Source organism: Leclercia sp. Colony189, from assembly GCF_009740165.1.
In the GTDB taxonomy this organism is placed as follows: Bacteria; Pseudomonadota; Gammaproteobacteria; order Enterobacterales; family Enterobacteriaceae; genus Enterobacter.
In genome coordinates, this window is the sequence record NZ_CP046557.1 from 4,314,391 (window position 1) to 4,338,109 (window position 23,719).

Genomic DNA, 23,719 nt, shown 5'->3' on the forward strand with positions numbered 1-23,719 from the left:
TATGGCGTCGGTTTTCGGAAGGATTAGCTGTCGGTCAGGGCATTCTGGTATCGATGCAGCATGCCCACCAGCCGCTGCACCGGTTCGGTCACCTGTCGCGGCGCCTCCCAGATACGCAGTTTTTCCTGATAGATTTCCAGCTCCGCCAGCAGCTGCGTGAAATAGCGCCGGCGCTTATCGTCGCTGGAGGCTGAAATCACATGATCGGCAGTACGGCGCAGCTGGCGGTGGAACGCAGAGAGATCGTCATTCACCGGAATCGGCGCGTTGCGCAGACGCTGATGGGCGATGATCAGCGTCAGGGCCAGGCGGAATTTCGCCAGATCGCCCGGGAACTTGTTCAGCAGTAAAAAGAGCTGCTGATAGAGCGCAGGCAGATGGTTCTCTTTACGTCGGGCGGTATTAGTGGTCATCGCCGAGACGGCGGCAGAAACGAACTGGTTCAGCAGCACGCGTCCGGTTCGGGCCTGAGAGTTATCGCGCACCAGCAGGATCACCATCATCGCCAGGAAGCAGCCGACAATCTGTCCCAGCGCGCTGTCGAGAAACTGGCTGAAGTGGAACGTCATCGGGTTATCCAGGACCAGAATATTGATGGTACTGGCCAGGGCCCCCAGCGATCCCAGGCGTCGCTTCTGTACCTCGATACCAATAAAGAAGGCCATAACCGCGAGACTCAGACAGAGCAACAGCATGCTTTGCTGGGTTGACGGGAGGACCACCAGGAAATAGAAAGCGCCAATCGGCAACGCCGCCAGGGTGCCGTACAGAAAATCGAGCGCCACCATCCGGGGATTAGGCAGTCGCATCGCCAGCGAGGTGACCACCGCGATCATCACCATCGCGCCGCTGCCGGAGGTCCAGCCGGTCCAGAGCCAGAAAAGCGTCCCCAGCATACAGGCGATCGTGGTACGCCAGAAGTTAACCATCGCATGGTGGCGCTCCGCCGACTCGGCTTTTACCACCACTTCCCCCTGCAACACCTCCTCTTCGGTGGCGCTTATTTTAGTGTTGCCGATAACGCCGCGTTTGAGCAGCAGGTAGCGCGTCGCCGCGCCGACCCAGGTATAGATGGTGACCGGGGTATCGCGTTCACCGGTCCAGGCGATGACCCGGCGCATGCGTTTGAGCTGCTTATGCACGTCCTGAGCAGTGGCAACGGGGGTGGCAAACAGCTCGCGGAAGGTCCCGGTGATCGCCTCGGGGCGCGTGTTCTGGATCAGATAGGTTTCACAGGCCTGGGTGATGAGGGTTAAGGAGACGGTATTAAGTGCCTTCAGGCGGCGGTTTGCCCGCGACCAGCGCGACGACTCCATATTGAGGTTGCTGCGCATCCCCTCCAGCGCGGTGGTACGACGCACCAGCGCGCTCCAGGCGTTATCGACCTCTTCACTGTCGCCGTGCTCGATGCACAGCTGCATGAGTTGATACTGGGCAACGATCAGCGCATCCAGCTCGCGATCCACCTCCTGTTTGATCGAGCGGGGAGAGAAGAGCAGATCCGCCACGATCGCGCAGACGATCCCCATCACGATCTCACTGCAGCGCTCTACGGCAAACTGTGGGGCCAGCAGGGGATTGGCCTGAATGGTGATGATAATAATCAGCGCCGTATAGCCTGAAAGGCCCCAGGCGTAGGAGTTCTCCACCCGCACCAGGGAGGAGATCCAGGTACAAAAACCGGCCCAGATACAGCACACCATCAGCATCAATAGCGGGGTGCGGATCATCAGGATCACGATGGTGAGCGCCGCGATACAGCCGATAAAGGTGCCGACGATACGCAGCATCCCGCGATAGCGGATGGCGCCGGAGTAAGGCTCACCGCCTGCGGCAAACGCCGGGCCGGCGGCGACAATCGCGGCCGTCAGCACCGCCCAGCGGGGCGTTTCCAGCTGAAAATGAAACCCGACAAACAGCGCCAGCACGATGGCGAAAGCCAGCTTAATCGCGAAGCGCAGGTGCTGGTTGGCGATGGAAAAGATACCCATGGCGATTAACCAAACTCGCGCAGACGGTGGGCAATTTTGCGGAACAGCGAATCGTGGCGTGCATCCCGATCTTTCTCACCGGTGATCACCACCGTCGCCGTCGTTCCTGCTGGCCACAGGTCGCCCTGCTGTGCATCCAGACGAATACGCACCGGCACACGCTGCGCCAGACGCACCCACTCCAGATTGGAATCTACCGTCGCCATCCCTTTGCCGTCGCGGGTGGCGCTGGCGTTAGTCACCCCTGCCGCTATGCTGTCGACAGTACCTTTCAGCACCTGGTTGCTGCCAAGGGGAGTGATCTCCGCCCGGTAACCCGGACGGACATTTTCCAGTTTGGTCTCTTCCATATAGGCGAGTACATAGAAGGAGTGCTGTTTCACCAGTGCCACGGCGGTGGAGCCGCGGGTAATAAATTCACCGGTATAGACGTTGAGGTTGGTCACCCAGCCATCGGACGGCGCGCGGATGACGGTGCGCTCGAGATCGAGCTTCGCCAGATCGCGGGTGGCCTCGGACTTCGCCAGCTGATGCAGTACGGTTTGCAGCACGTTGTTGGACTGGTCAATCTCCTCGCGGGACATCGCCTGCACCCCCAGCTTATTACGGCGCCCAGCCTCACGACGTTTTTCCGCCGCCAACGCCTCGTAGTATGAGACATCCGCTTCGGCTTGTTCCAGCGCTTTCCGGTAACGAGGCTGGTCGATGGTAAACAGCACCTGATCCTTTTTGACCAGCTGGTTGTCATGCACATTGACGGCGGTGATCAGCCCCGCCACATCGGGGGCGATGGCGACGATGTCAGCGCTAAAACGCGCATCACGCGTCCACGGTGACTCAGTGTAATAGACCCACGCGCGAAAAATAGCGATGAACGCGAGGATGACCAGTGCCACGGTAATGGCGGTACGGGAGATTTTTCTTGTTAGTGTTTTCACATCAACCTCAAACAAACAGGCGCGATACCAGATAGAACAGGCAGCAATAGAGCGCGGAATTAAACAATGCAGGGTGCCAGACGAAATCATAGATCCCGGTTGGAGCCAGCACCTTTCGCACCAGCCAAAAAATCGCCAGTGATAAAAGCAGTTCGAAGAATATCGGTGGGAACGACAAACCGAACACCACGATAACGGGAAACAGACTCATGTTGACCTTGATTAGAGCGAGCAGGCGAAAGAATTATTCAGCGTACACCACCGCAGAAGTGGCCAGAAAAGCCGGGCGAGAGTGGCGTAGCTATAATGTATTAATAATATATTAGCGTAACTGTTATGCTGTTATCTATCATATGTGATCTAAATCACTTTTAAGCCAGAGTGAATAATGGAACGTCTAAAACGGATGTCAGTTTTTGCCAAAGTCGTTGAGCTGGGCTCCTTTACCGCCGCGGCCAGGCAACTACAGATGAGCGTCTCTTCTATCAGCCAGACCGTTGCCAAACTGGAAGATGACCTCCAGGTGAAGCTTCTCAACCGCAGCACGCGCAGCCTCGGCCTGACGGAGGCAGGGAAAATCTATTATCAGGGCTGCCGGCGAATGTTGTATGAAGCCCAGTCGGTACATGAGCAACTCTACGCCTTCAATAACACCCCCATCGGCACGCTGCGCATCGGCTGCTCTTCAACTATGGCACAAAATGTCCTGGCTGAAATGACCGCTGAGATGTTGCAGGAGTATCCGGGGCTGACGGTTAATCTGGTCACCGGTATTCCCGCTCCGGATCTGATCGCCGATGGCCTGGATGTGGTGATCCGCGTCGGGGCTTTGCAGGATTCGAGCCTCTTTTCGCGTCGTCTGGGGAGCATGCCGATGGTGGTGTGCGCGGCGAAAAAATACCTCGCCAGAGCGGGTATCCCGGAAAAACCGGCGGACCTCAGCAATCACGCCTGGCTGGAGTACAGCGTGCGGCCGGATAATGAATTTGAGCTGACTGCGCCAGAGGGTCTGTCAACAAAGCTGCTGCCGCAGGGGCGTTTTGTCACTAACGATCCGATGACCATCTCCCGCTGGCTGGTGGCTGGAGCCGGGATCGCCTATGTGCCGCTGATGTGGGTGATCAACGAGATCAACAGCGGCGAGCTGGAGATCCTCTTCCCGCGCTATCAGTCGGATCCACGCCCGGTTTACGCGGTCTATACCGAAAAGGATAAGCTGCCGCTGAAGGTGCAGGTGTGCATTAACTATCTGACGGACTATTTTGTGCAGGTGGCGACGCTGTTTCAGGAGATGCGGGGAAGGAAGGAGTAACCCTCTCCCGCGGGAGAGGGTCAGGATGAAAAGATTACGCAGTACCACCGACGGTCAGGTTATCCACTTTCAGGGTTGGCTGACCGACGCCTACCGGCAGGCTCTGCCCCTCTTTACCGCAGACACCGACGCCGTTATCCAGCTTCAGATCGTTACCCACCATTGAGATCTGCTGCATCGCTTCGATGCCGGAGCCAATCAGGGTGGCGCCTTTCACCGCTTTGGTCACTTTGCCCTTCTCAATCAGATAGGCTTCTGAGGTTGAGAAGACAAATTTACCGGAGGTGATATCCACCTGGCCACCGCCGAAGTTCGGCGCGTAGATCCCGTAATCAACGGATTCGATAATTTCCTGCGGCGTGGATTTACCCGCCAGCATATAGGTATTGGTCATACGCGGCATCGGCAGGTGCGCGTAGGATTCGCGACGGCCATTGCCGGTTGGCGCGACGCCCATCAGGCGCGCATTCAGCTTGTCCTGCATATAGCCTTTCAGGATGCCGTTTTCGATCAGCACGTTGTACTGGCCCGGCGTGCCTTCATCGTCGATGGAGATCGAGCCACGACGATCGGTCATGGTGCCATCATCCACTACGGTACAGAGTTCCGAGGCTACCAGCTCCCCTACCTGACCGCTGAACACAGAGGTGCCGCGGCGGTTGAAGTCGCCTTCCAGACCGTGGCCTACCGCTTCGTGCAGCAGTACACCAGGCCAGCCTGCACCCAGCACTACCGGCAGCGTACCCGCAGGCGCCGCCACGGCAGAGAGGTTAACCAGCGCCATGCGCACCGCCTCTTTCGCCCAGGCGTCGGCACGCACTTCGCCATCCACCGGATTGAGGAACCATTCATAACCGAAACGACCGCCGCCGCCGCTGGAGCCGCGCTCGCGTTTGCCATCCTCTTCCACCAGCACGCTGACGGAGAGACGCACCAGCGGACGCACGTCGGCGGCCAGGGTGCCGTCGGTTGCCGCCACCAGAATCAGCTCATATACGCCGCTCAGGCTGGCCGAGACTTCCTGTACGCGCTTGTCTTCCGCGCGGGCGACTTTGTCCACCCGGCGCAGGATATCCAGCTTCTCTTCACGACTCATGCTTTGCAGCGGATCGACGCTGGTATAGAGCGCAGAGTGCTGCACTTCACCCAGGGTTTTCACCCGGCCATCGCCACTTTCGCGCACGATGGTGCGGGCCGCCTGCGCGCTCTGTTCCAGCGCGGTCAGGCTAACCTGGTCCGCATAGGCAAAACCGGTTTTCTCACCGCTAACGGCACGTACGCCGACGCCCTGGTCGATGTTATACGAGCCATCTTTGATGATGCTGTCTTCTAAAACCCAGGATTCGTGATAGCTCGACTGAAAGTAGAGATCGCCGTAGTCGAGACGGCGTTCGGTCAGTTGACCAAGAATGGAAAAGAGGTCCTGATGGCTCAGGCCGTTCGCTGCCAGCAGATGTTCACTTACCAGGTTCAGACTCATCGTTTTGCTACTCGTTCGTTGCCGTCCACAGGACGTATCTAAGATCTTATCTATTGAGAGTGAGGCAATTAATTGCCCGCGTCAAATCATTGCTGTGCATCTTTGCGAGGCTGACGCAGCACTTCATTAATCTGCGGTTTATCCACCGGGCCGGTAATGTGATAGCGCAGAATGGAGACTTTGCTCCACAGCGGCCCCAGCACTTTACTGGCGGCAAACACCGCCGCGCCCACAATCGGGTTAACGGCAAAGGCCGCCGCCACGCCGACGGTGGCGGAAATTTCCGGCGCCACCACCGCTTCCATATCCAGCTCACGACGCACCAGATTGACGGAGCCTTTCATGGCGATATCTGCTTCCAGCCCGTCCACCAGCGTATCGTCGGTGTGCAATACGCCATCTTTGATCCACGCGGTGCTGCGGATCGAGTCGAAGTAGAAGCCTTCATTAAAGGTATCGTTGAAGTCAAAGCGCAGCTTGCGCAGCAGGGCGTCGAAACTGAGTAACCGCAACAGTTGCCCTGCATGGCCGGTGCTGAGATCGGCGATTTCACCTCTCCCCAGCCGCGTTTTCAGAATGCCGTTAAGCGAGGCTTCGTCAGGCTTCCAGGGCATGTCGCGCCAGTGCAGATCGTAATCGACATCAAACGATGAACCGCGAATCGGGGTCGTGACGCCAAAATAGTTAGCGGCGGCATCCAGCTTGTTGCCCTTAATTTGCCCCTTCAGAGAGGTGCGCTTCTCGCGGACGCCGTTCACCCATTCGCCGTTGGCGGTCAGGCGCCCGAAGCCGGTATCAATCAACCCTCCCGCCAGGGTCAGGGTATCGCCCTTGATGGTGAAATCGCCATTAACTCGGCCATACTTCTGTCCCCAGAGCCAGCACTCGGCGCAGCGCAGCTGTAGGTCAGGCCAGCCGCTAAAATCGATTCGTGAGGTACTGGATAACGGCGAGACGTTATTGCTTGTCCCGGCGGTGACGGAGGCCGGATTGTAATAGAGATAGCGGATCTGCGCCTGCCACGGCGCGGTGTCACGCATCAGCAGGCTGGCGTTGATCTCCCGTCCCTGGGCATCGATTTTCGAACCGTTGAGGGTGGGCTGCGAGACAATGCTCAGGTTATTCCACTGCTGCCCGCCCAGCGTCAGCGCTGGCGTGCGCACCGTGATGTGTTGCGGGAACTGCGCCGCTTCATCCACATTTTGCCCCACCCCGCGCTGGAAAAGCGCCAGCCATTCTGCCCCGTCCATCGGCGGCAGGTTGAGCTCTATACCCGCCTGCTCCGGCAGCGGCGGCAGGGTGCGGCTGTCGGTGGTCCAGATGGCGCGATCCAGCGTCAGCTTACGGTTCAGCAGCCAGCGGCTGTTAAAGTGATTTGTCCCGCTGGCGTTGCCGGTCAGGGTAAAGCTGTTGAGATCCCCGTCGACATTTAGCTTCACCGGCAGCGGCTCGCCTGCGCGCTTGTTCAGGGGAGAAGGCAGATCGCTGCTGACGCTTTTCAGGTCGCCGCTGATGTCCACTTTGTAATGCGGGGTGCCACGATAAGGCAGATCGATCGCCACCTTGCCGTTCCACGGTACACGGCCTTCAAGGGACTGGCTGACCACTTTGGGCAGCACATCCATCCGCGAAGGTTGCCAGCTGGCATCCATATTGACCGCCACCTGGTAGGCTTTCTCGCCCTCGGTGGTGGAGAAATCGATCTTCACCGGCTGGCTGAACCAGTTTGCGGTCAGCGGCCCGCTTTTCAGATCGCCATTCACGAAGCTGAACTGGCCGGTCAGGTTTTTCAACGTGCTGTTCAGCGGCTTGATGAACAGGCTGTTATTTTTCAACCTGACGTCGCCTTCTGCGGTGGTCATGGTGCCGTCCAGCGGGATATCCAGATGTAAGCGAGCATTCACATCGCCATCCAGCTGGAGCTGCTGGAGCGTGGCGCCCAGCGAATCGTCTAACGGCGTCTCGTCAAAATAGGGTCCAACGGCTTTTCCAGGCCCGTTGATATCGGCGTCGATCAGCAGTTTTTCTTTTGAATAATCGGGGATCACCGCCGTCAGGTTGCTGGCCTTCACGCCGCCCAGCGCCACGCCGTCGGTTTTCATCCACAAGCCGTCATTGATGAAGTTGAGCTCAATATCGAGGTTTTTCAGCGCCGGCCAGTCAGGCTGGAAGGCATAGGTGGCGTTGCGTAGCGGCACCAACACCTGGAACTGCCCTTCGTTGTGCTTGTAGGGGAAGAGATGCGGATTGCCGCCATACGCCAGGGTGGCGTTGTCCGCCTGCCCGCCCTGAATGGCGCCGCTCAAATAGTCCACCAGCGCTTTACCCATCAGGTTTTCAGGAAAATAGCGCCAGGCCTGTGAGCCGTCGTCGGTGCTGATGCCCGCCAGGATCCCCAGCCAGGGCTCATCGCCCGCCGGTTGCAGATAGCGGAAATCACCCCGGGCATGCACCGCTTTGGCTTTCACGTCGATGTCGCGCCCGTCGAGCTGGAAACCTTTCTCGTTCTTCAGCCAGTGGAGGGTGGCGGTCCCTTTTTCAATTTCCAGCGGCGCGCGGAAGACCGTTTCATACGGCATTTTCGCGTCACGCATATGGGCCACCAGACGGCCATCTTCCATGCTGCCTTCCAGCGTGCCGCTAAAATGCTCGGCGCCCGGCAACATCTCCCACTGCTTCCAGGCGAGATCGGTCCAGGCAATGTTGAAGCGGGTTTTTTCTGTTGCCTGCAGCGGAATATCCAGTGCCAGGGCGTTGATCGCCCCCACCGGCTGGGTGGCCTGCCAGACTTCGCCCAGCGCCGGAGAGAGTTTCGCCGCAAGGGTCCGTAGCCCCTCAAGGCCAGACAGCTCCAGATTGCTGGCGCGAATGCGCAGTTCATCGCTGCGTTTACTGTCAACGCCGCCCACATCCTGCGCCGGGATCCAGGCCAGCGACAAGGCCCCGCGTGGCCAGGCTTTGTCATCCAGGGTGATACGGGTATCCGGAATGGCGAACTGCCAGCCCTCATTGGCACGGGTCACATGGGCGGTGAGATTATCCACAGAGAGCTGATGCTGATGCGTTTCCCCCGGCCAGGTGGCGCCGCCCTGCTTTAGCCAGAGATCGCCGCTGGCGAACTGGCCGTTGGTGAGGGTCATCCAGCCTTCAATGCTAAAGCGCGCGGTTTCGAGCTGCATGTCCTGCTGCAGCCACTCTCCCAGCCAGGGTTTGACGTCCACGTCGTCGGCCTGCATCCACACTTTACCGTTATTCAGCAGGCCATTGTCGTCACGCAGATCCATACGCACCTGCATCACGCCGTGCTGTCCGTTCAGGCTGGAGAGGCTGACCTGGCCTTCGGCGCGATGGCGCTCTTTGCCGTTGAGCCAGGTTAACTGGGGGATCGCCAGCTCGGCACGCTGCCCGGAAAGGGTGATAAAGCTTATCTCGCTGTCGCGCAGATCGAAATGATCGAACTGGCGCAGAAAGAGATCGCTGATGCGGTTGGCTTCGAAGCCTTCGCCCCGATCGTCGCTGCGCAGCGGGGTGTTGGTCAGAAATTGCAGCTGATAGAAGGTGAGATCGCGAAACTGCCAGCGCAGGTGCAGCAGGCTTTGCCAGACATCCAGCGCCAGGGTCACACGCTTAATCTTAACGTGGCCGCCATCCTTCAGCTGCGCGTTGATGTCGCGCACTTCCAGGGTCGGGCCAAAGTTTTGCCAGCTCGCGTTGAGCTGGCTGGCCGCGACGGGCACACCGGTCGCGGATTCGATCTTCGCCAGCAGCTGCGGGCGCCAGTTGTCCAGATGCGGCAATACGAGACGCAGCCCGCTTACCAGCAGCGCGACAATCACTATCAGCGTTGCCCCTGTAAGCAGTAAAATCCCCGGCAATCGCCTCACGCGTCTCTCCTTGTCAGCCGTTTTCTCGCAGCACGCTGCGTTTTACATCATTACCACGTCAAACTGCTCCGGGTTATAGAGCGGCTCGATTTGTACTTTTACCTGTTTGCCGACAAAGATTTCCACTTCCGCCAGAGCGTGTGACTCTTCCCCTTTCAGGGCTTCCGCCACCGAAGGAGAAGCATAGACCAGGAAACGGTCGGAGTCGTAGGCGTGATGCACGCGAACGATCTCACGCATGATCTCGTAGCAAACCGTCTCTACCGTCTTCACCGTGCCGCGACCATGGCAGGTTGGGCACTCGTTACACAGCACATGCTCCACGCTTTCACGGGTGCGCTTGCGGGTCATTTCTACCAGCCCAAGCTGGGAAAAGCCGTTAATGCTGGTTTTCACGCGATCTTTACTCAGCGCCTGCTCCAGCGAATGCAGCACGCGACGGCGGTGGTCTTCGTTACTCATATCGATAAAGTCGATGATGATGATGCCACCCAGATTGCGCAGACGAAGCTGACGCGCAATGGCCTGCGTCGCTTCAATATTGGTGTTGAAAATGGTGTCGTCCAGATTGCGATGCCCGACAAACGCCCCGGTGTTGATATCCACGGTGGTCATCGCTTCGGTCTGGTCGATAATCAGATAGCCGCCGGACTTCAGCTCGACCTTACGCTCCAGCGCGCGCTGAATTTCGTTCTCAACGTCGTAGAGATCGAAGATGGGCTGTTTGCCGGTGTAGTGCTCCAGCAGGCCCGGCATTTCAGGAATGTACTCCGCAGTGAATTCGAGCAGCGCATCATAGGTCAGACGGGAGTCGACGCGGATGCGATCGAGCTGGGCATCGGCGAAGTCACGCAGGACGCGCTGGGCCAGCGCCAGTTCACCGTACAGCTGACAGCGGGTCTGGTTGCGTTTTTTACGCTCCATCACTTTGGTCCAGACGCGTTTCAGGTAGGCGGCATCCGAGGCCAGATCCTCTTCGCTAATCCCCTCTGCGGCGGTGCGAATGATAAAGCCGCCCTGCTCATCGCAGTAAGCACTGACGACTTTTTTCAGCCGTTCGCGCTCGCTTTCACTTTCGATACGCTGGGAGACGCCAACGTGTGACGCGCCAGGCATAAAGACCAGATAACGGGAGGGTAAGGTAATGTCGGTGGTCAGGCGCGCCCCTTTGGTGCCCAGCGGATCTTTCACCACCTGCACCATCAGATCCTGGCCCTGACGCACCAGCTCGGAGATATCACGGACGGTAAACTGCTTCTGCTCTTCTCCCGCCACGCATTCGGTGTGCGGCATGATATCCGAGGCGTGTAAAAATGCCGCTTTATCGAGTCCAATATCTACAAATGCCGCCTGCATACCCGGTAGTACACGACTGACACGACCTTTGTAGATATTGCCTACTATTCCGCGTCGCGCTTCGCGCTCAATATGGATTTCCTGAAGAATGCCGCCATCAATATAGGCCACACGGGTTTCCGATGGCGTTACGTTTACCAACAATTCAGCCGTCATAATTATCCCTTCCCTCACGCAGTGAGTTAAAATTGCTCAGCAACTCATACGTTTCCACCAGCGGTAAGCCGACTACGGCGTGATAGCTGCCATTGATCTTCCTGACAAAACAGCCACCCAACCCTTGAATACCGTATGCACCTGCTTTATCCATAGGTTCACCGCTGGTGATATAACCGGCGATATCCTCATCTGTGAGTACTCTGAACGTGACATCGGTGACAACCAGACAGTCGAGCACGTGCTGACGGTCAGCCAGCGCGACGGCGGTCATCACCTGATGCGTTTGTCCGGACAATTTGCGCAGCATCCTGAAGGCATGCTCGCCGTCGTGAGGTTTCTCGAGGACTTCACCGTTAAGGATCACGATGGTATCTGCACCCAGCACCGGTAAATCGCGCGGCACCTGCGCCACGCCAGCCTGCGCTTTCTCCCGCGCCAGGCGAGAGACATACTGCTGAGCGCTTTCGCCCTCAGCCCGTTTTTCCTCAATGCCGGTAACGATACGTTCAAAAGAGAGACCCAACTGCGTGAGCAACTCCTGACGGCGCGGGGAGCCGGAAGCGAGATATAAAGACGTCATAGAAACCTTTTATTGCACGGCAAATTGCTGGCGGACCTTACGCATCAACAGGAACAGCCATGGCCAGAGCACACCGTTTACTACACTACTCCAGAACACTTCCGGACGGAAAGAGACGTTGATCACTAAAAACTCTGCCCAGAAAACAATGATATCCGCGGCCATGGATAACAACATCACCACCAGCGCCTGTTGCCAGAGCGCCAGATTACGAAAGAGCTGATATTTCAGTGCGACCAGGTATGCGATGATACTCATGGACAGCGCGCGTACGCCAAGCGTCGAGCCACTGATCAGATCCAGTATGGCACCCATCACAAAACCTGTGCCCACATTTACGCGGTGCGGCAGAGCGAGGATCCAGTAGAGCAAAATCAGCAGCACCCAGTTTGGCCGGAAAACGAGAATGTCGTCCGGCCAGGGCATGACTTGCAGCAACAGCGCGATCAAAAACGAGAGCCAGATAACCCAGCGTCCCTGGCTACGGTAGCTTGCCACTATTGCCCTCCCGGAGAGAGTTGCGGTGGCGGCGGCGCATCAGGCGGTGGCTGGGTCAGCCCTGTCGCTGGCGCAGGAACTGGCGCAGGCGGCCCCATGGAGTTTGGCGCAGGCAGAACCTGCGGCATCATCTGCATCAGACGTTCATTCGCCACGCGGTGCACCTCTTCCGGCGTCATGGGATTGCTACCGTTACGATCGGCGCCCCACAACAGCAGCAGATAGCGCAGACGCTGTAAGCCCGCGGTAGGACGTGCCTGAATCACCGTATACGCGCGCTGAGTATCCAGCTTCACGGAGGAGACCACCCCAACCGGGTACCCTTCCGGGAAACGCCCGCCGAGACCGGAGGTCACCAGTACGTCACCCACGCGAATATCGGTATTCGCCGGCAGATGTTCCAGCTGTAGATCGTCCGTACAACCGTTACCGGCGGCGATCACGCGGATGTCGTTACGCAGAACCTGGATCGGCAGCGCATGGGTCGCATCGCAAATCAGCAATACGCGGCTGGTGAGCTTAGCAACGGCTACCACCTGGCCGACGACGCCTTTATCGCTGATGACAGGCTGGCCTTCGTAGACGCCATTAACGCTGCCTTTGTCGATGACCACCTGATCGCTGTACGGATCGTTAACGGTGGAGATCACCTGGGTCACCATCTTCTGCTCATCCTGACGCAGCGGGGAGCCCAGCAGCTCGCGCAGACGGGCATTCTCCTGCTTGTACTGGCCCAGCATCAGCAGTTCGCTGTTTTTCAGCAGCAGTTCCTGACGTAACGCGCGGTTTTCAAGTTCGAGTTGATCGCGTGAGGACAGAGTTTGCGAAACGCTGTCGAGTAATTCACGGGGACCATTTGATACAAAATAGAAAGGACTGACGGCGGTATCCATGTACGTTCTGATCTGGCTGAACGTACCGAGGCGGCTATCGGCAATAATGACACCAAGCGCTACCAACACCCCAAGGATGAGGCGAAACTGTAGCGACGGGCCACGGCTAAAAATTGGCTTCATAGGCTATGCGTACTCTCGCGTCAGAGAGAAAGGGTAGCCATCCGCTACCCTTTCACACCTGACTACTCTTCGCTGAACAAGTCGCCGCCGTGCATGTCGATCATCTCCAGCGCCTTGCCGCCGCCACGGGCTACGCAAGTCAGTGGATCTTCTGCAACTACGACAGGAATTCCTGTCTCTTCCATCAACAGGCGGTCGAGGTTACGCAGCAGCGCACCACCACCGGTCAGAACCATACCGCGCTCGGAGATATCGGAAGCCAGTTCCGGCGGGCACTGCTCGAGGGCAACCATGACGGCGCTGACGATACCGGTTAACGGCTCCTGCAGCGCTTCGAGGATCTCATTGGAATTCAGGGTAAAGCCACGCGGAACCCCTTCTGCAAGGTTACGGCCGCGAACTTCGATCTCGCGAACTTCATCACCCGGATAAGCAGAACCGATTTCGTGCTTGATACGCTCTGCGGTGGCTTCACCGATCAGAGAGCCGTAGTTACGGCGAACGTAGTTAATGATGGCTTCGTCAAAGCGGTCGCCACCGATACGTACCGAGGAGGAGTAAACCACACCATTCAGGGAGATAACGGCCACTTCAGTGGTACCGCCACCGATATCCACCACCATGGAACCGGTTGCTTCGGAAACCGGCAGACCCGCGCCGATTGCCGCCGCCATTGGCTCTTCAATCAGGAAAACTTCACGCGCACCAGCGCCCTGAGCGGATTCACGAATAGCACGACGTTCAACCTGGGTAGCGCCAACCGGCACGCACACCAGAACACGTGGGCTCGGACGCATAAAGCTGTTGCTGTGCACTTGCTTGATAAAGTGCTGAAGCATTTTCTCGGTCACGAAGAAGTCAGCGATAACGCCGTCTTTCATCGGACGAATGGCAGCGATATTACCCGGCGTACGGCCAAGCATCTGCTTAGCGTCATGGCCTACAGCCGCTACGCTTTTCGGTGAACCAGCACGATCCTGACGAATGGCCACAACTGAAGGCTCATTCAGTACGATGCCTTGTCCTTTTACATAAATGAGGGTATTCGCGGTACCCAGGTCAATGGACAGGTCATTGGAAAACATGCCACGAAATTTTTTCAACATACTAAGGGATAATCCTGAAAGCTGGGGCGGAAAACAAAATCCGCTTACTTTACCAACCACACGCAGCAGCGACAAGGCGCAAAAATCGCCTGCTACGGTGAAAATTAGTGCAGCACGTTTCCTTTGTTACAAATCGTCGCCTGACTCCCTCAGGGCTGAGAAAACAGCAGCGTTCCTCACGTACATTTGTAACCCGTTAAAGGTCGTTCACTGTCATTTTGCTCGTCATACATCACGCTACAGGCGCGATATTCTACGTGAAAACTCACCAAACGGCAGGTTAAACAGAGTATCTTTGCGAATATTTTTTCACATTGCTGTCAAGAGGCTGAGAGGCCGCAAAAAAATCGCCCTGACCCCCTGTCACGCCGCGCTCTGTCAATGTCTGCCATTCCGTTCGCGACCGCACACCCGTAGCAAATACACGCGTTTGCGTTCCTTTGCACGCTTCCACCAGGCTCTGTACCAGCAGCTGGTTTTCCGTGCGCTTTTCAATATTTCTTACCAGCCCCGGATGCAGCTTCAGGAGCTCAACCTCCAGCGCCTTGATCCAGCTGGTGCTGACCAGCGTTAAACCCGCCTGCGTCACCGCGACGCGCGCGCCCAACGCGTTAATCAGCCGAACAACCGGCTGTAACCGACTGATGTGTTGACAAACATCCGCCTCTGCAAGTTCAAAAATAATCCGTTTCCGCTGCGATTTTTCACATTGCATCAGCAGATCCCGCAGCCAGCGCTGGAAACGCGGGCGGATCAACGACTCCACCGTCACCTGCAGCGCCAGGTTCTCTTCGGGCCAGTAGGATAAAAATGGCATCAAGCGCGATATCTGCTGGCGGTCGTACTCTTCAGACAGGCCAAACTGCAGGATCATCGGCAGATACTCGGCCGATACCACCTCTTCGTTGCCGTCGAAGATTCGACAGAGCAGTTCCCGATGATGGACCTTGCCGCTGGTCAGCACCGCCGGTTTTTGGTAAATCCGCGGTCCGCCTCGGGTCAGCATCTGCTCGATTAAGGTTCGCCAGCGCACGTTGCCGCGTCCTTTTTCGGGCAGGGAGTCATCATAAACCGCCCAGCCGTTCGCCCCTTGCAACACCGCATTACGGGTGGCAGCCTCGGCATGTTCCATCACCTGCTCGGTAGACTGGCCGCCGCGCCAGGCGCAGATGCCGATATGCACCATGTCATCACGATCGAGCATTTTGCTGGGTGGGAGCGCATCCACCGATTTCAACAGCAGCCCGGCAATGCTTTCAGACTCCTTCAGCGTGCGGTGCGGCAACAATACGGCGTAATCACTGCGGTGATAGCGTGCCAGCAGTGCGCCGGGGTAACGCATGATAAAGGTGGAGAGCATATTAATGAGCGTAAACTGCTGCTCCTCCGCCACTGCCCGCCCCCAGTTATCTTTCAGCAGATCGAAGTCCGGCAGACGGATAATCATCACCACCCCATGTGTGCCCACGTTCTCCTGATCTTCCAGCAAAGTGCCCAGCTGATTATCAAAGAACAGGCGGTTATTGAGGCCGGTTTTATTGTCCTGGGCGGCATAGGATCGGATCAGGGTATCTATCCGGCTGCGCTGGTCGCTGGCGAACTGAATTTCGGACAGCAAAACGTCCAACGCGCTGCTGGTGCGTGAGGGCCACTCATAGACCGAGCCGCGCACCTGCGCGCCGCGTTCACCGTTAAGGATCCGCGTAGAACGCGACTCCAGTAGCTCCTGTCCGGCGAGCTGACGCCGCAGCCAGCGCACCGCCAGGAAGATCAGCACCACGATGAAAATCACCGCCACCGTGAGCGGTGCGGTAGTCATCAATGAACGAAAATAACTGGTCATTGGGTCCAGATAGACCAGGCTTATCGTCATACCGGGGTTTTTCAGGGAGGGGACGGTGAGCTGGAGCATCTGCGGAGGTGAACCCACCTGCCGGTAATGCGTATGCCCGGTGTGGCTTAAAAGGAGGTTGCCGCCCTGCTTAATCTCCACCCGCATGATATCCACCGGGGCCATCAGCTCATCCAGTTGACGGGAAAGTTCTGGAAAGGGTGTGCTGACAAGGCGGGAATCAATCACTGACGCCACGGAGTGGACGCGGTTCGCCAGCTTTCCCTGGATCGCATTATAAAAACTGAGCGAACAGCCGATAAAGGTGACGAATATGGTCAACCCGGTAAGCAAGGAGATAAAAGCGGAGAACTTCGTCGATAATCGCATCCTTGAGATTACTCCGTGAGTTGGTGAGGATAGCAAGTAAGTACTAACTCGCAATACGGCACTGGCATACTACCAAATCAGGTGTATCTGGCAATTTATTGCGTTAAATCGGCATTGCATGTCATTGAGCGAGTATAGTCTCCAAAAATTTTTTTCCAATCATCATGCTGAGTAAGGAATCGTATGCAGGCTTTGATCTTAGAACAGCAGGAAGGCAAAACTCTTGCGTCAGTACAATCTATCGAAGAGAGCCGCCTGCCTGAAGGCGCCGTGACTGTAGATATCGACTGGTCCAGCCTTAACTATAAAGACGCCCTGGCCATTACGGGCACCGGAAAAATTATCCGCAATTTCCCAATGGTTCCAGGTATCGATTTTGCGGGACGCGTACATGCCAGCGAAGACCCACGTTTTCATGCCGGCCAGCAGGTGCTGCTGACCGGCTGGGGCGTGGGGGAAAACCACTGGGGCGGGCTGGCGGCGCAGGCGCGCGTCAACGGCGACTGGCTGGTACCCATGCCAAAAGGGCTGGATGGCCGGAAAGCGATGATCATCGGCACCGCCGGTTTTACCGCCATGCTCTGCGTAATGGCGCTGGAAGAGGCCGGAGTACGTCCTGAATCGGGTGAAGTGGTGGTGACGGGCGCCAGCGGTGGCGTCGGTAGCACGGCGGTTGCCCTGCTGCATAAGCTGGGCTATCAGGTCGCGGCGGTCTCTGGCCGTGAAAGCACCCATAACTATCTGCGTTCCCTGGGCGCGAGCCGCATTCTGGGCCGCGACGAATTCGCTGAGACCCGCCCGCTGGAGAAACAGATCTGGGCCGGTGCCATTGATACCGTGGGCGACAAAGTGCTGGCGAAAGTGCTGGCGCAGATGAACTACGGCGGCTGCGTCGCGGCGTGCGGCCTGGCGGGCGGTTTTGCCCTGCCGACTACGGTGATGCCGTTTATTCTACGCAACGTCCGTCTGCAGGGTGTCGATTCGGTGATGACCCCGCCAGAGCGCCGTGCCCAGGCCTGGGAGCGACTGGTTCGCGATCTGCCGGCCGCCTTCTACGACCAAAGCGCCACTCAGATTAGCCTTGAGCAGGCACCGGAGTATGCCGCGAAGATCATCAATAACCAGATCCAGGGCCGTACGCTGGTGAAGCTGGCGTAATCTTCAAATTTTCGTGACATATTCGCTTTAAACCCGCTCCTCCGTCATGCTTAGAAAAATGCATGACGGAGGATGCCATGAAAGTGAAACCCCTGACGGAAGCCGATATCACCGCGGAATCCGTTTTTATGCTCAAGCGCCGCCAGATCCTGAAGATGCTGGGGATCGGCGCTGGTGCGCTGACCCTTTCGCCTCTCGCCCAGGCCGACCTGCTGGACTGGTTCAAGGGCAACGATCGCCCAAAAGCGCCACCCGGAAAACCGCTCACCTTTACCCAACCTGCCCAGTGGCAAAGCCAGCTTGCGAAGACGCCTGAAGAGAAAGTGACGGGCTATAACAACTTCTATGAGTTTGGCCTCGATAAAGCCGATCCTGCCGCCAACGCCGGCAGCCTGAAGACCAATCCCTGGACGCTGAAAATCGACGGCGAAGTGGCAAAACCGCTGACCCTTGATTACGACGACCTGACTAACCGTTTTCCGCTGGAAGAGCGAATTTACCGTATGCGCTGCGTTGAGGCCTGGTCAATGGTGGTGCCGTGGATAGGTTTTCCGCTGCATAAACTGCTGGCGCTGGTAGAGCCCACCAGCAATGCGAAGTATGTCGCCTTCCAGACCCTTTACGCCCCGGATATCATGCCTGGCCAGAAAGATCGGTTTATCGGCGGCGGACTCGATTACCCTTACGTGGAAGGGCTGCGCATTGACGAGGCTATGCACCCGCTTACGCTGCTCACCGTAGGTGTGTATGGCAAAGCCCTGCCACCGCAAAACGGCGCACCCATCCGCCTGACCGTACCGTGGAAGTATGGCTTCAAGGGGATCAAATCGATTGTCAGCATCAAGCTAACCCGCGAGCGTCCGCCCACCACCTGGAACCTGGCCGCACCTGACGAGTACGGTTTTTACGCCAACGTGAACCCGCACGTCGATCATCCGCGCTGGTCGCAGGCTACCGAGCGTTTTATCGGCTCAGGCGGCGCGCTGGATGTGAAGCGCCAGCCCACGCTGCTGTTTAACGGCTATGCCGACCAGGTGGCCTCGCTCTACCGCGGCCTCGATTTGAAGGAGTTTTTCTAAGTGCGTCTGACGGCAAAACAGATTACCTGGCTGAAGGTCGCCCTGCATCTTGCAGGGTTACTTCCTTTTATATGGCTCTTCTGGGCCGCCAGTCATGGCGGCTTTAGCGCCGACCCGGCTAAAGATATCCAGCACTTTACTGGCCGGACGGCGCTGAAATTTTTACTGGCGACTCTGCTGGTTTCACCGCTGGCGCGCTATGCAAAACAGCCGCTGCTGATCCGCACCCGTCGCCTTCTGGGGCTATGGTGCTTCGCCTGGGCGACGTTACACCTCACCAGCTATGCGTTACTGGAGCTGGGCATCAACAATCTGGCCCTGCTGGGAAGCGAACTGGTGACCCGTCCATACCTGACGCTCGGGATCGTCAGCTGGATAATTTTGCTGGCTTTAACCCTCACCTCTACCCAATATGCCCAGCGAAAACTGGGGAGGCGCTGGCAACTTCTGCATAATTTCGTTTATCTTGTCGCGATCCTGGCCCCCATCCACTACCTTTGGTCAGTGAAAATTCTCTCGCCACAGCCGATCATCTACGGGTTACTGGCTTTAGGGCTTCTGGCATGGCGTTATAAGAAGTTTCGCCAGTGGTGGCGATAGTGAACGAAAACGTGCGTATCCCCGCAGATCGTTTAACCTTCCTGGGCATTTATCCGAATGCTGTTGATAATCTTCCCTGATAAGACCAGTATTTAGCTGCCAAATGCTACGAAATCGTTATAATGTGCCACTTTGGTCTCCCCGACGGGTTTTTCGTAGCCTGAGAGGGTGACAATCGTGCATCGAAGGTATATTTTGTTTTTTACCGGAGAATCGCAGGAGATAGCGGCACAATGGCTGACAAGTTTCACATATTAGTTTTAAACGGACCGAACCTGAATATGCTCGGCACCCGTGAACCCGAGAAGTACGGCACGCTGACGCTCACCGATATTGTTACACGTCTGGTTAGCGAAGCAGCGGCGCTGAATGTGGAACTTGACCATTTTCAGTCGAACGCGGAGTACGCACTCATCGACCGAATTCATCAGGCTAAAGAGACCACAGACTATATCCTGATCAATCCGGCCGCGTTTACGCACACCAGTGTTGCTATTCGCGACGCGCTGCTGGCAGTGAGCATCCCGTTCATCGAGATTCACCTCAGCAACGTGCATGCGCGGGAGCCGTTCCGCCACCACTCCTACCTGTCGGATATCGCCACTGGCGTCATCTGTGGACTGGGGGCTGACGGTTATTCATTCGCTTTACAGACAGCGGTAAAACGCCTGTCACAATCACACTAAACAAAGAGTACGGAACCCACTCATGGATATTCGTAAGATTAAAAAACTGATCGAGCTGGTTGAAGAATCAGGCATCTCCGAACTGGAAATTTCTGAAGGCGAAGAGTCTGTACGCATCAGTCGTGCAGCGCCAAACGCAGGCTTCCCGGTTATGCAACAAGCTTATGCTGCACCAATGATGCAGCAGCCAGCGCTGTCTAACGCTGTCGCGCCAACAGCGGCTCCAGCAATGGAAGCGCCAGCAGCAGCGGAAATCAGTGGCCACATCGTACGTTCCCCAATGGTTGGTACTTTCTACCGCACCCCGAGCCCGGACGCGAAAGCGTTCATCGAAGTGGGCCAGAAAGTTAACGTGGGCGATACCCTGTGCATCGTTGAAGCCATGAAAATGATGAACCAGATCGAAGCAGACAAATCAGGTACTGTGAAAGCGATTCTGGTCGAAAGTGGTCAGCCGGTTGAATTTGACGAGCCGCTGGTCGTCATCGAGTAACGAGGCGAACATGCTGGATAAAATTGTTATCGCTAACCGTGGCGAGATTGCCCTGCGAATCCTTCGTGCCTGTAAAGAGCTGGGCATCAAGACCGTCGCTGTGCACTCAAGCGCGGACCGCGATCTGAAACACGTATTACTGGCGGATGAGACGGTCTGTATTGGCCCGGCTCCGTCCGTCAAAAGCTATCTCAACATCCCGGCCATCATCAGCGCCGCTGAAATCACCGGCGCGGTGGCTATTCACCCGGGTTACGGCTTCCTCTCTGAGAACGCCAACTTTGCTGAGCAGGTTGAACGCTCTGGCTTTATCTTCATCGGCCCGAAAGCTGACACCATTCGTCTGATGGGCGACAAAGTGTCTGCGATCACCGCAATGAAGAAAGCGGGCGTACCGACCGTACCGGGTTCCGACGGCCCACTGGGCGACGATATGGATGCTAACCGCGCCCATGCAAAACGCATTGGCTACCCGGTTATCATCAAAGCGTCCGGCGGCGGCGGCGGTCGCGGTATGCGCGTTGTGCGCAGCGATGCCGAACTGGCCCAGTCTATCTCCATGACCAAAGCGGAAGCGAAAGCCGCGTTTAACAACGACATGGTCTACATGGAGAAGTACCTGGAAAACCCACGCCACATCGAAATTCAGGTGCTGGCTGACGGTCAGGGTAACGCTATCTATCTGGCAGAACGCGACTGCTCCATGCAGCGTCGTCACCAGAAAGTGGTCGAAGAGGCACCAGCACCAGGCATCACGCCGGAGCTGCGTCGCTACATCGGCGAGCGTTGCGCCAAAGCCTGTGTGGATATCGGCTATCGCGGGGCGGGTACTTTCGAGTTCCTGTTCGAAAACGGCGAGTTCTACTTCATCGAGATGAACACCCGTATTCAGGTTGAACACCCGGTTACCGAAATGATCACCGGCGTTGACCTGATCAAAGAGCAGCTGCGTATCGCTGCGGGCCAGCCGCTCTCCATCAAGCAGGAAGAAGTGATTGTCAAAGGCCATGCGGTGGAATGCCGTATTAACGCCGAAGACCCAAACACCTTCCTGCCAAGCCCGGGTAAAATCACGCGTTTCCACGCGCCGGGTGGTTTTGGTGTGCGTTGGGAGTCTCATATCTACGCCGGTTACACCGTACCGCCGTACTATGACTCAATGATCGGCAAGCTGATCTGCTACGGCGAATCCCGTGATGTGGCGATTGCCCGCATGAAGAACGCCCTGCAGGAGCTGATCATCGACGGCATCAAAACTAACGTTGATCTGCAGATGCGTATCATGAGCGACGAGAACTTCCAGCATGGTGGAACCAACATCCACTATCTGGAGAAAAAACTCGGTCTTAATGAAAAATAAGCCTGCATAAGCGTAAAAAGGTCGGTTAATCCGGCCTTTTTTTATTTCTGGGGATCGCCAGGCCCCATAAGGTACAATCCCCGCTTTCTTTTTCCACAAGGGACAAAAAATGGACAAACGTTTTGTTCAGGCCCATAAAGAAGCGCGCTGGGCGCTGTGGTTAACCCTTCTCTATCTCGCGGCATGGTTAGTGGCCGCTTACTTACCTGGCTCTGCAATCGGGATCACCGGTCTGCCTCACTGGTTTGAGATGGCCTGCCTGCTCATCCCGCTGGTGTTTATTCTGCTCTGCTGGGCGATGGTGAAATTCATCTATCGCGATATTCCGCTGGAGGATGACGATAATGCAGCTTGAAGTGATCCTGCCCCTCGTCGCGTATCTTTTTATTGTTTTTGGCCTCTCTGTTTACGCCATGCGCAAACGGACAACGGGCACGTTCCTGAACGAGTATTTTCTTGGCAGCCGCTCGATGGGTGGTATTGTGCTGGCGATGACCCTGACCGCCACCTATATCAGCGCCAGCTCTTTCATTGGCGGCCCGGGCGCGGCCTATAAATATGGGCTGGGCTGGGTATTGCTGGCGATGATCCAACTGCCCGCCATCTGGCTCTCGCTGGGCATTCTGGGGAAAAAATTCGCTATCCTGGCGCGTCGCTATAACGCCGTCACTCTCAATGACATGCTCTTTGCCCGCTACCAGAGCCGCCTGCTGGTCTGGCTGGCCAGCCTGAGCCTGCTGGTGGCCTTCGTGGGTGCCATGACCGTGCAGTTTATCGGCGGCGCGCGTCTCCTTGAAACCGCAGCCGGTATTCCCTATGAAACGGGCCTGCTGATTTTTGGGGTCAGTATTGCGCTATATACCGCCTTTGGCGGCTTCCGCGCCAGCGTGCTCAATGACACGCTGCAGGGCATGGTGATGCTGGTCGGCACCCTTGTGCTGCTGGTGGGCGTGGTGCATGCCGCGGGCGGGTTAAGTCACGCGGTGGAGACACTGCAAGCCATCGATCCGAAACTGGTTTCGCCGCAGGGTGCGGACGACATTCTGTCGCCAACCTTTATGACCTCCTTCTGGGTGCTGGTCTGCTTCGGGGTGATTGGTCTACCCCATACCGCCGTGCGCTGCATCTCTTATAAAGACAGCAAGGCGGTACACCGTGGGATTGTCATCGGCACTGTCGTGGTGGCGATCCTGATGTTCGGTATGCACCTTGCAGGTGCGCTGGGCCGGGCGGTAATACCTGACTTAACCGTGCCGGATCTGGTGATCCCTACCCTGATGGTGAAAGTGCTGCCGCCGTTTGCTGCCGGGATCTTCCTTGCTGCGCCAATGGCGGCGATCATGTCGACAATTAATGCTCAACTGCTGCAAAGTTCCGCTACGATCATTAAAGATCTCTATCTGAATATTCATCCTGAGCAGATGAACAACGAGCGCCGCCTGAAGCGGATGTCAGCCGCGATCACCCTGGTTCTGGGCGCGTTGCTGCTGTTGGCCGCGTGGCGACCGCCGGAGATGATCATCTGGCTCAACCTGCTGGCGTTCGGCGGGCTGGAAGCGGTGTTCCTCTGGCCGCTGGTGCTTGGCCTCTACTGGGAGCGCGCCAATGCAGCCGGTGCGCTGAGCGCAATGATTGTCGGCGGCGTGCTCTATGCCGTGCTCGCCACCTTTAAAATTCAGTATCTGGGCTTCCATCCGATTGTGCCTTCGTTACTGCTAAGTTTGCTGGCGTTTGTGGTGGGGAACCGTTTCGGTCAACCCGCTCCGCAGACCGCCGTCATTTCTACTGATAAATAAAGAGTT

The 23,719-nt window shown here is 57.1% G+C and carries 20 protein-coding genes; 9 read left to right on the top strand and 11 right to left on the bottom strand.

Annotated elements, in window-relative coordinates; genetic code table 11:
• Positions 1–23 precede the first annotated feature (23 nt).
• The 3 genes from aaeB to aaeX are packed head-to-tail and all read right to left on the bottom strand — an operon-like array spanning position 24 to position 3,140.
• The gene (gene aaeB, locus GNG29_RS20555; protein ID WP_103177224.1) at positions 24–1,991 is read right to left on the bottom strand and encodes a p-hydroxybenzoic acid efflux pump subunit AaeB; all 1,968 of its coding nucleotides are present in this window, start codon (positions 1,989–1,991) and stop codon (positions 24–26) included.
• Positions 1,992–1,996: 5 nt separating this feature from the next.
• Positions 1,997–2,929 (bottom strand): p-hydroxybenzoic acid efflux pump subunit AaeA, encoded by a 933-nt coding sequence (gene aaeA / locus GNG29_RS20560; protein ID WP_103180995.1) that lies wholly within the window; start codon positions 2,927–2,929, stop codon positions 1,997–1,999.
• 7 nt (positions 2,930–2,936) lie between these two features.
• Positions 2,937–3,140: a p-hydroxybenzoic acid efflux pump operon protein AaeX gene (gene aaeX, locus GNG29_RS20565; protein ID WP_032614553.1), complete on the bottom strand. Its 204-nt coding sequence runs from the start codon at positions 3,138–3,140 to the stop codon at positions 2,937–2,939.
• A gap of 177 nt (positions 3,141–3,317) precedes the next feature.
• On the opposite strand from aaeX, the gene aaeR reads away from it, so the two are divergent.
• Positions 3,318–4,241, top strand: a complete 924-nt coding sequence (gene aaeR / locus GNG29_RS20570) for an HTH-type transcriptional activator AaeR (protein WP_103177225.1) — start codon at positions 3,318–3,320, stop codon at positions 4,239–4,241.
• A gap of 34 nt (positions 4,242–4,275) precedes the next feature.
• Here aaeR and tldD read toward each other — a convergent pair whose 3' ends face one another.
• The 8 genes from tldD to csrD all read right to left on the bottom strand — a co-directional run bounded on the left by tldD (position 4,276) and on the right by csrD (position 16,541).
• On the bottom strand, positions 4,276–5,721 hold the full coding sequence (gene tldD / locus GNG29_RS20575) for a metalloprotease TldD (RefSeq protein WP_156655286.1): 1,446 nt from the start codon (positions 5,719–5,721) through the stop codon (positions 4,276–4,278).
• An 86-nt stretch (positions 5,722–5,807) separates the two neighbouring features.
• Positions 5,808–9,605: an AsmA2 domain-containing protein YhdP gene (yhdP, locus tag GNG29_RS20580; protein ID WP_156655287.1), complete on the bottom strand. Its 3,798-nt coding sequence runs from the start codon at positions 9,603–9,605 to the stop codon at positions 5,808–5,810.
• 42 nt (positions 9,606–9,647) lie between these two features.
• On the bottom strand, positions 9,648–11,117 hold the full coding sequence (gene rng / locus GNG29_RS20585; protein WP_103177228.1) for a ribonuclease G: 1,470 nt from the start codon (positions 11,115–11,117) through the stop codon (positions 9,648–9,650).
• Positions 11,107–11,700, bottom strand: coding sequence for a nucleoside triphosphate pyrophosphatase (locus tag GNG29_RS20590; RefSeq protein ID WP_103177229.1), 594 nt, complete (start codon positions 11,698–11,700; stop codon positions 11,107–11,109). Before GNG29_RS20590 ends, rng begins: the two co-directional genes overlap by 11 nt.
• A 9-nt stretch (positions 11,701–11,709) precedes the next feature.
• Positions 11,710–12,198 carry a rod shape-determining protein MreD gene (mreD, locus tag GNG29_RS20595; protein ID WP_103177230.1) on the bottom strand — a complete coding sequence of 163 codons (489 nt, stop codon included), beginning with the start codon at positions 12,196–12,198 and terminating at the stop codon, positions 11,710–11,712.
• Positions 12,198–13,214, bottom strand: a complete 1,017-nt coding sequence (mreC, locus tag GNG29_RS20600; RefSeq protein WP_103177231.1) for a rod shape-determining protein MreC — start codon at positions 13,212–13,214, stop codon at positions 12,198–12,200. Before mreC ends, mreD begins: the two co-directional genes overlap by 1 nt.
• 62 nt (positions 13,215–13,276) lie before the next feature.
• Positions 13,277–14,320, bottom strand: a complete 1,044-nt coding sequence (gene mreB, locus GNG29_RS20605) for a rod shape-determining protein MreB (RefSeq protein ID WP_000913396.1) — start codon at positions 14,318–14,320, stop codon at positions 13,277–13,279.
• A gap of 280 nt (positions 14,321–14,600) precedes the next feature.
• On the bottom strand, positions 14,601–16,541 hold the full coding sequence (gene csrD / locus GNG29_RS20610; RefSeq protein ID WP_156655288.1) for an RNase E specificity factor CsrD: 1,941 nt from the start codon (positions 16,539–16,541) through the stop codon (positions 14,601–14,603).
• Positions 16,542–16,724: 183 nt separating this feature from the next.
• Between csrD and GNG29_RS20615 the strand changes: the two genes are divergently transcribed.
• The 8 genes from GNG29_RS20615 to panF all read left to right on the top strand — a co-directional run bounded on the left by GNG29_RS20615 (position 16,725) and on the right by panF (position 23,713).
• Positions 16,725–17,699, top strand: a complete 975-nt coding sequence (locus GNG29_RS20615) for an MDR family oxidoreductase (RefSeq protein ID WP_103177233.1) — start codon at positions 16,725–16,727, stop codon at positions 17,697–17,699.
• Between the two features lie 77 nt (positions 17,700–17,776).
• A complete protein-coding gene (gene msrP / locus GNG29_RS20620) occupies positions 17,777–18,778 on the top strand; it encodes a protein-methionine-sulfoxide reductase catalytic subunit MsrP (protein WP_103177234.1) in 1,002 nt (333 codons plus the stop codon).
• The gene (gene msrQ / locus GNG29_RS20625; RefSeq protein WP_103177235.1) at positions 18,779–19,378 is read left to right on the top strand and encodes a protein-methionine-sulfoxide reductase heme-binding subunit MsrQ; all 600 of its coding nucleotides are present in this window, start codon (positions 18,779–18,781) and stop codon (positions 19,376–19,378) included.
• A 233-nt stretch (positions 19,379–19,611) separates the two neighbouring features.
• On the top strand, positions 19,612–20,064 hold the full coding sequence (gene aroQ / locus GNG29_RS20630) for a type II 3-dehydroquinate dehydratase (RefSeq protein ID WP_103177236.1): 453 nt from the start codon (positions 19,612–19,614) through the stop codon (positions 20,062–20,064).
• Positions 20,065–20,086: 22 nt separating this feature from the next.
• Positions 20,087–20,557: an acetyl-CoA carboxylase biotin carboxyl carrier protein gene (accB, locus tag GNG29_RS20635; RefSeq protein ID WP_103177237.1), complete on the top strand. Its 471-nt coding sequence runs from the start codon at positions 20,087–20,089 to the stop codon at positions 20,555–20,557.
• 10 nt (positions 20,558–20,567) lie between these two features.
• Positions 20,568–21,917, top strand: coding sequence for an acetyl-CoA carboxylase biotin carboxylase subunit (gene accC / locus GNG29_RS20640; protein ID WP_103177238.1), 1,350 nt, complete (start codon positions 20,568–20,570; stop codon positions 21,915–21,917).
• A 109-nt stretch (positions 21,918–22,026) separates the two neighbouring features.
• A complete protein-coding gene (locus tag GNG29_RS20645) occupies positions 22,027–22,272 on the top strand; it encodes a YhdT family protein (protein ID WP_103177239.1) in 246 nt (81 codons plus the stop codon).
• Entirely contained in the window at positions 22,262–23,713 is a 1,452-nt protein-coding gene (gene panF, locus GNG29_RS20650; protein ID WP_156655289.1) for a sodium/pantothenate symporter, read from the top strand. Before GNG29_RS20645 ends, panF begins: the two co-directional genes overlap by 11 nt.
• The last annotated feature ends 6 nt before the right edge of the window (positions 23,714–23,719 follow it).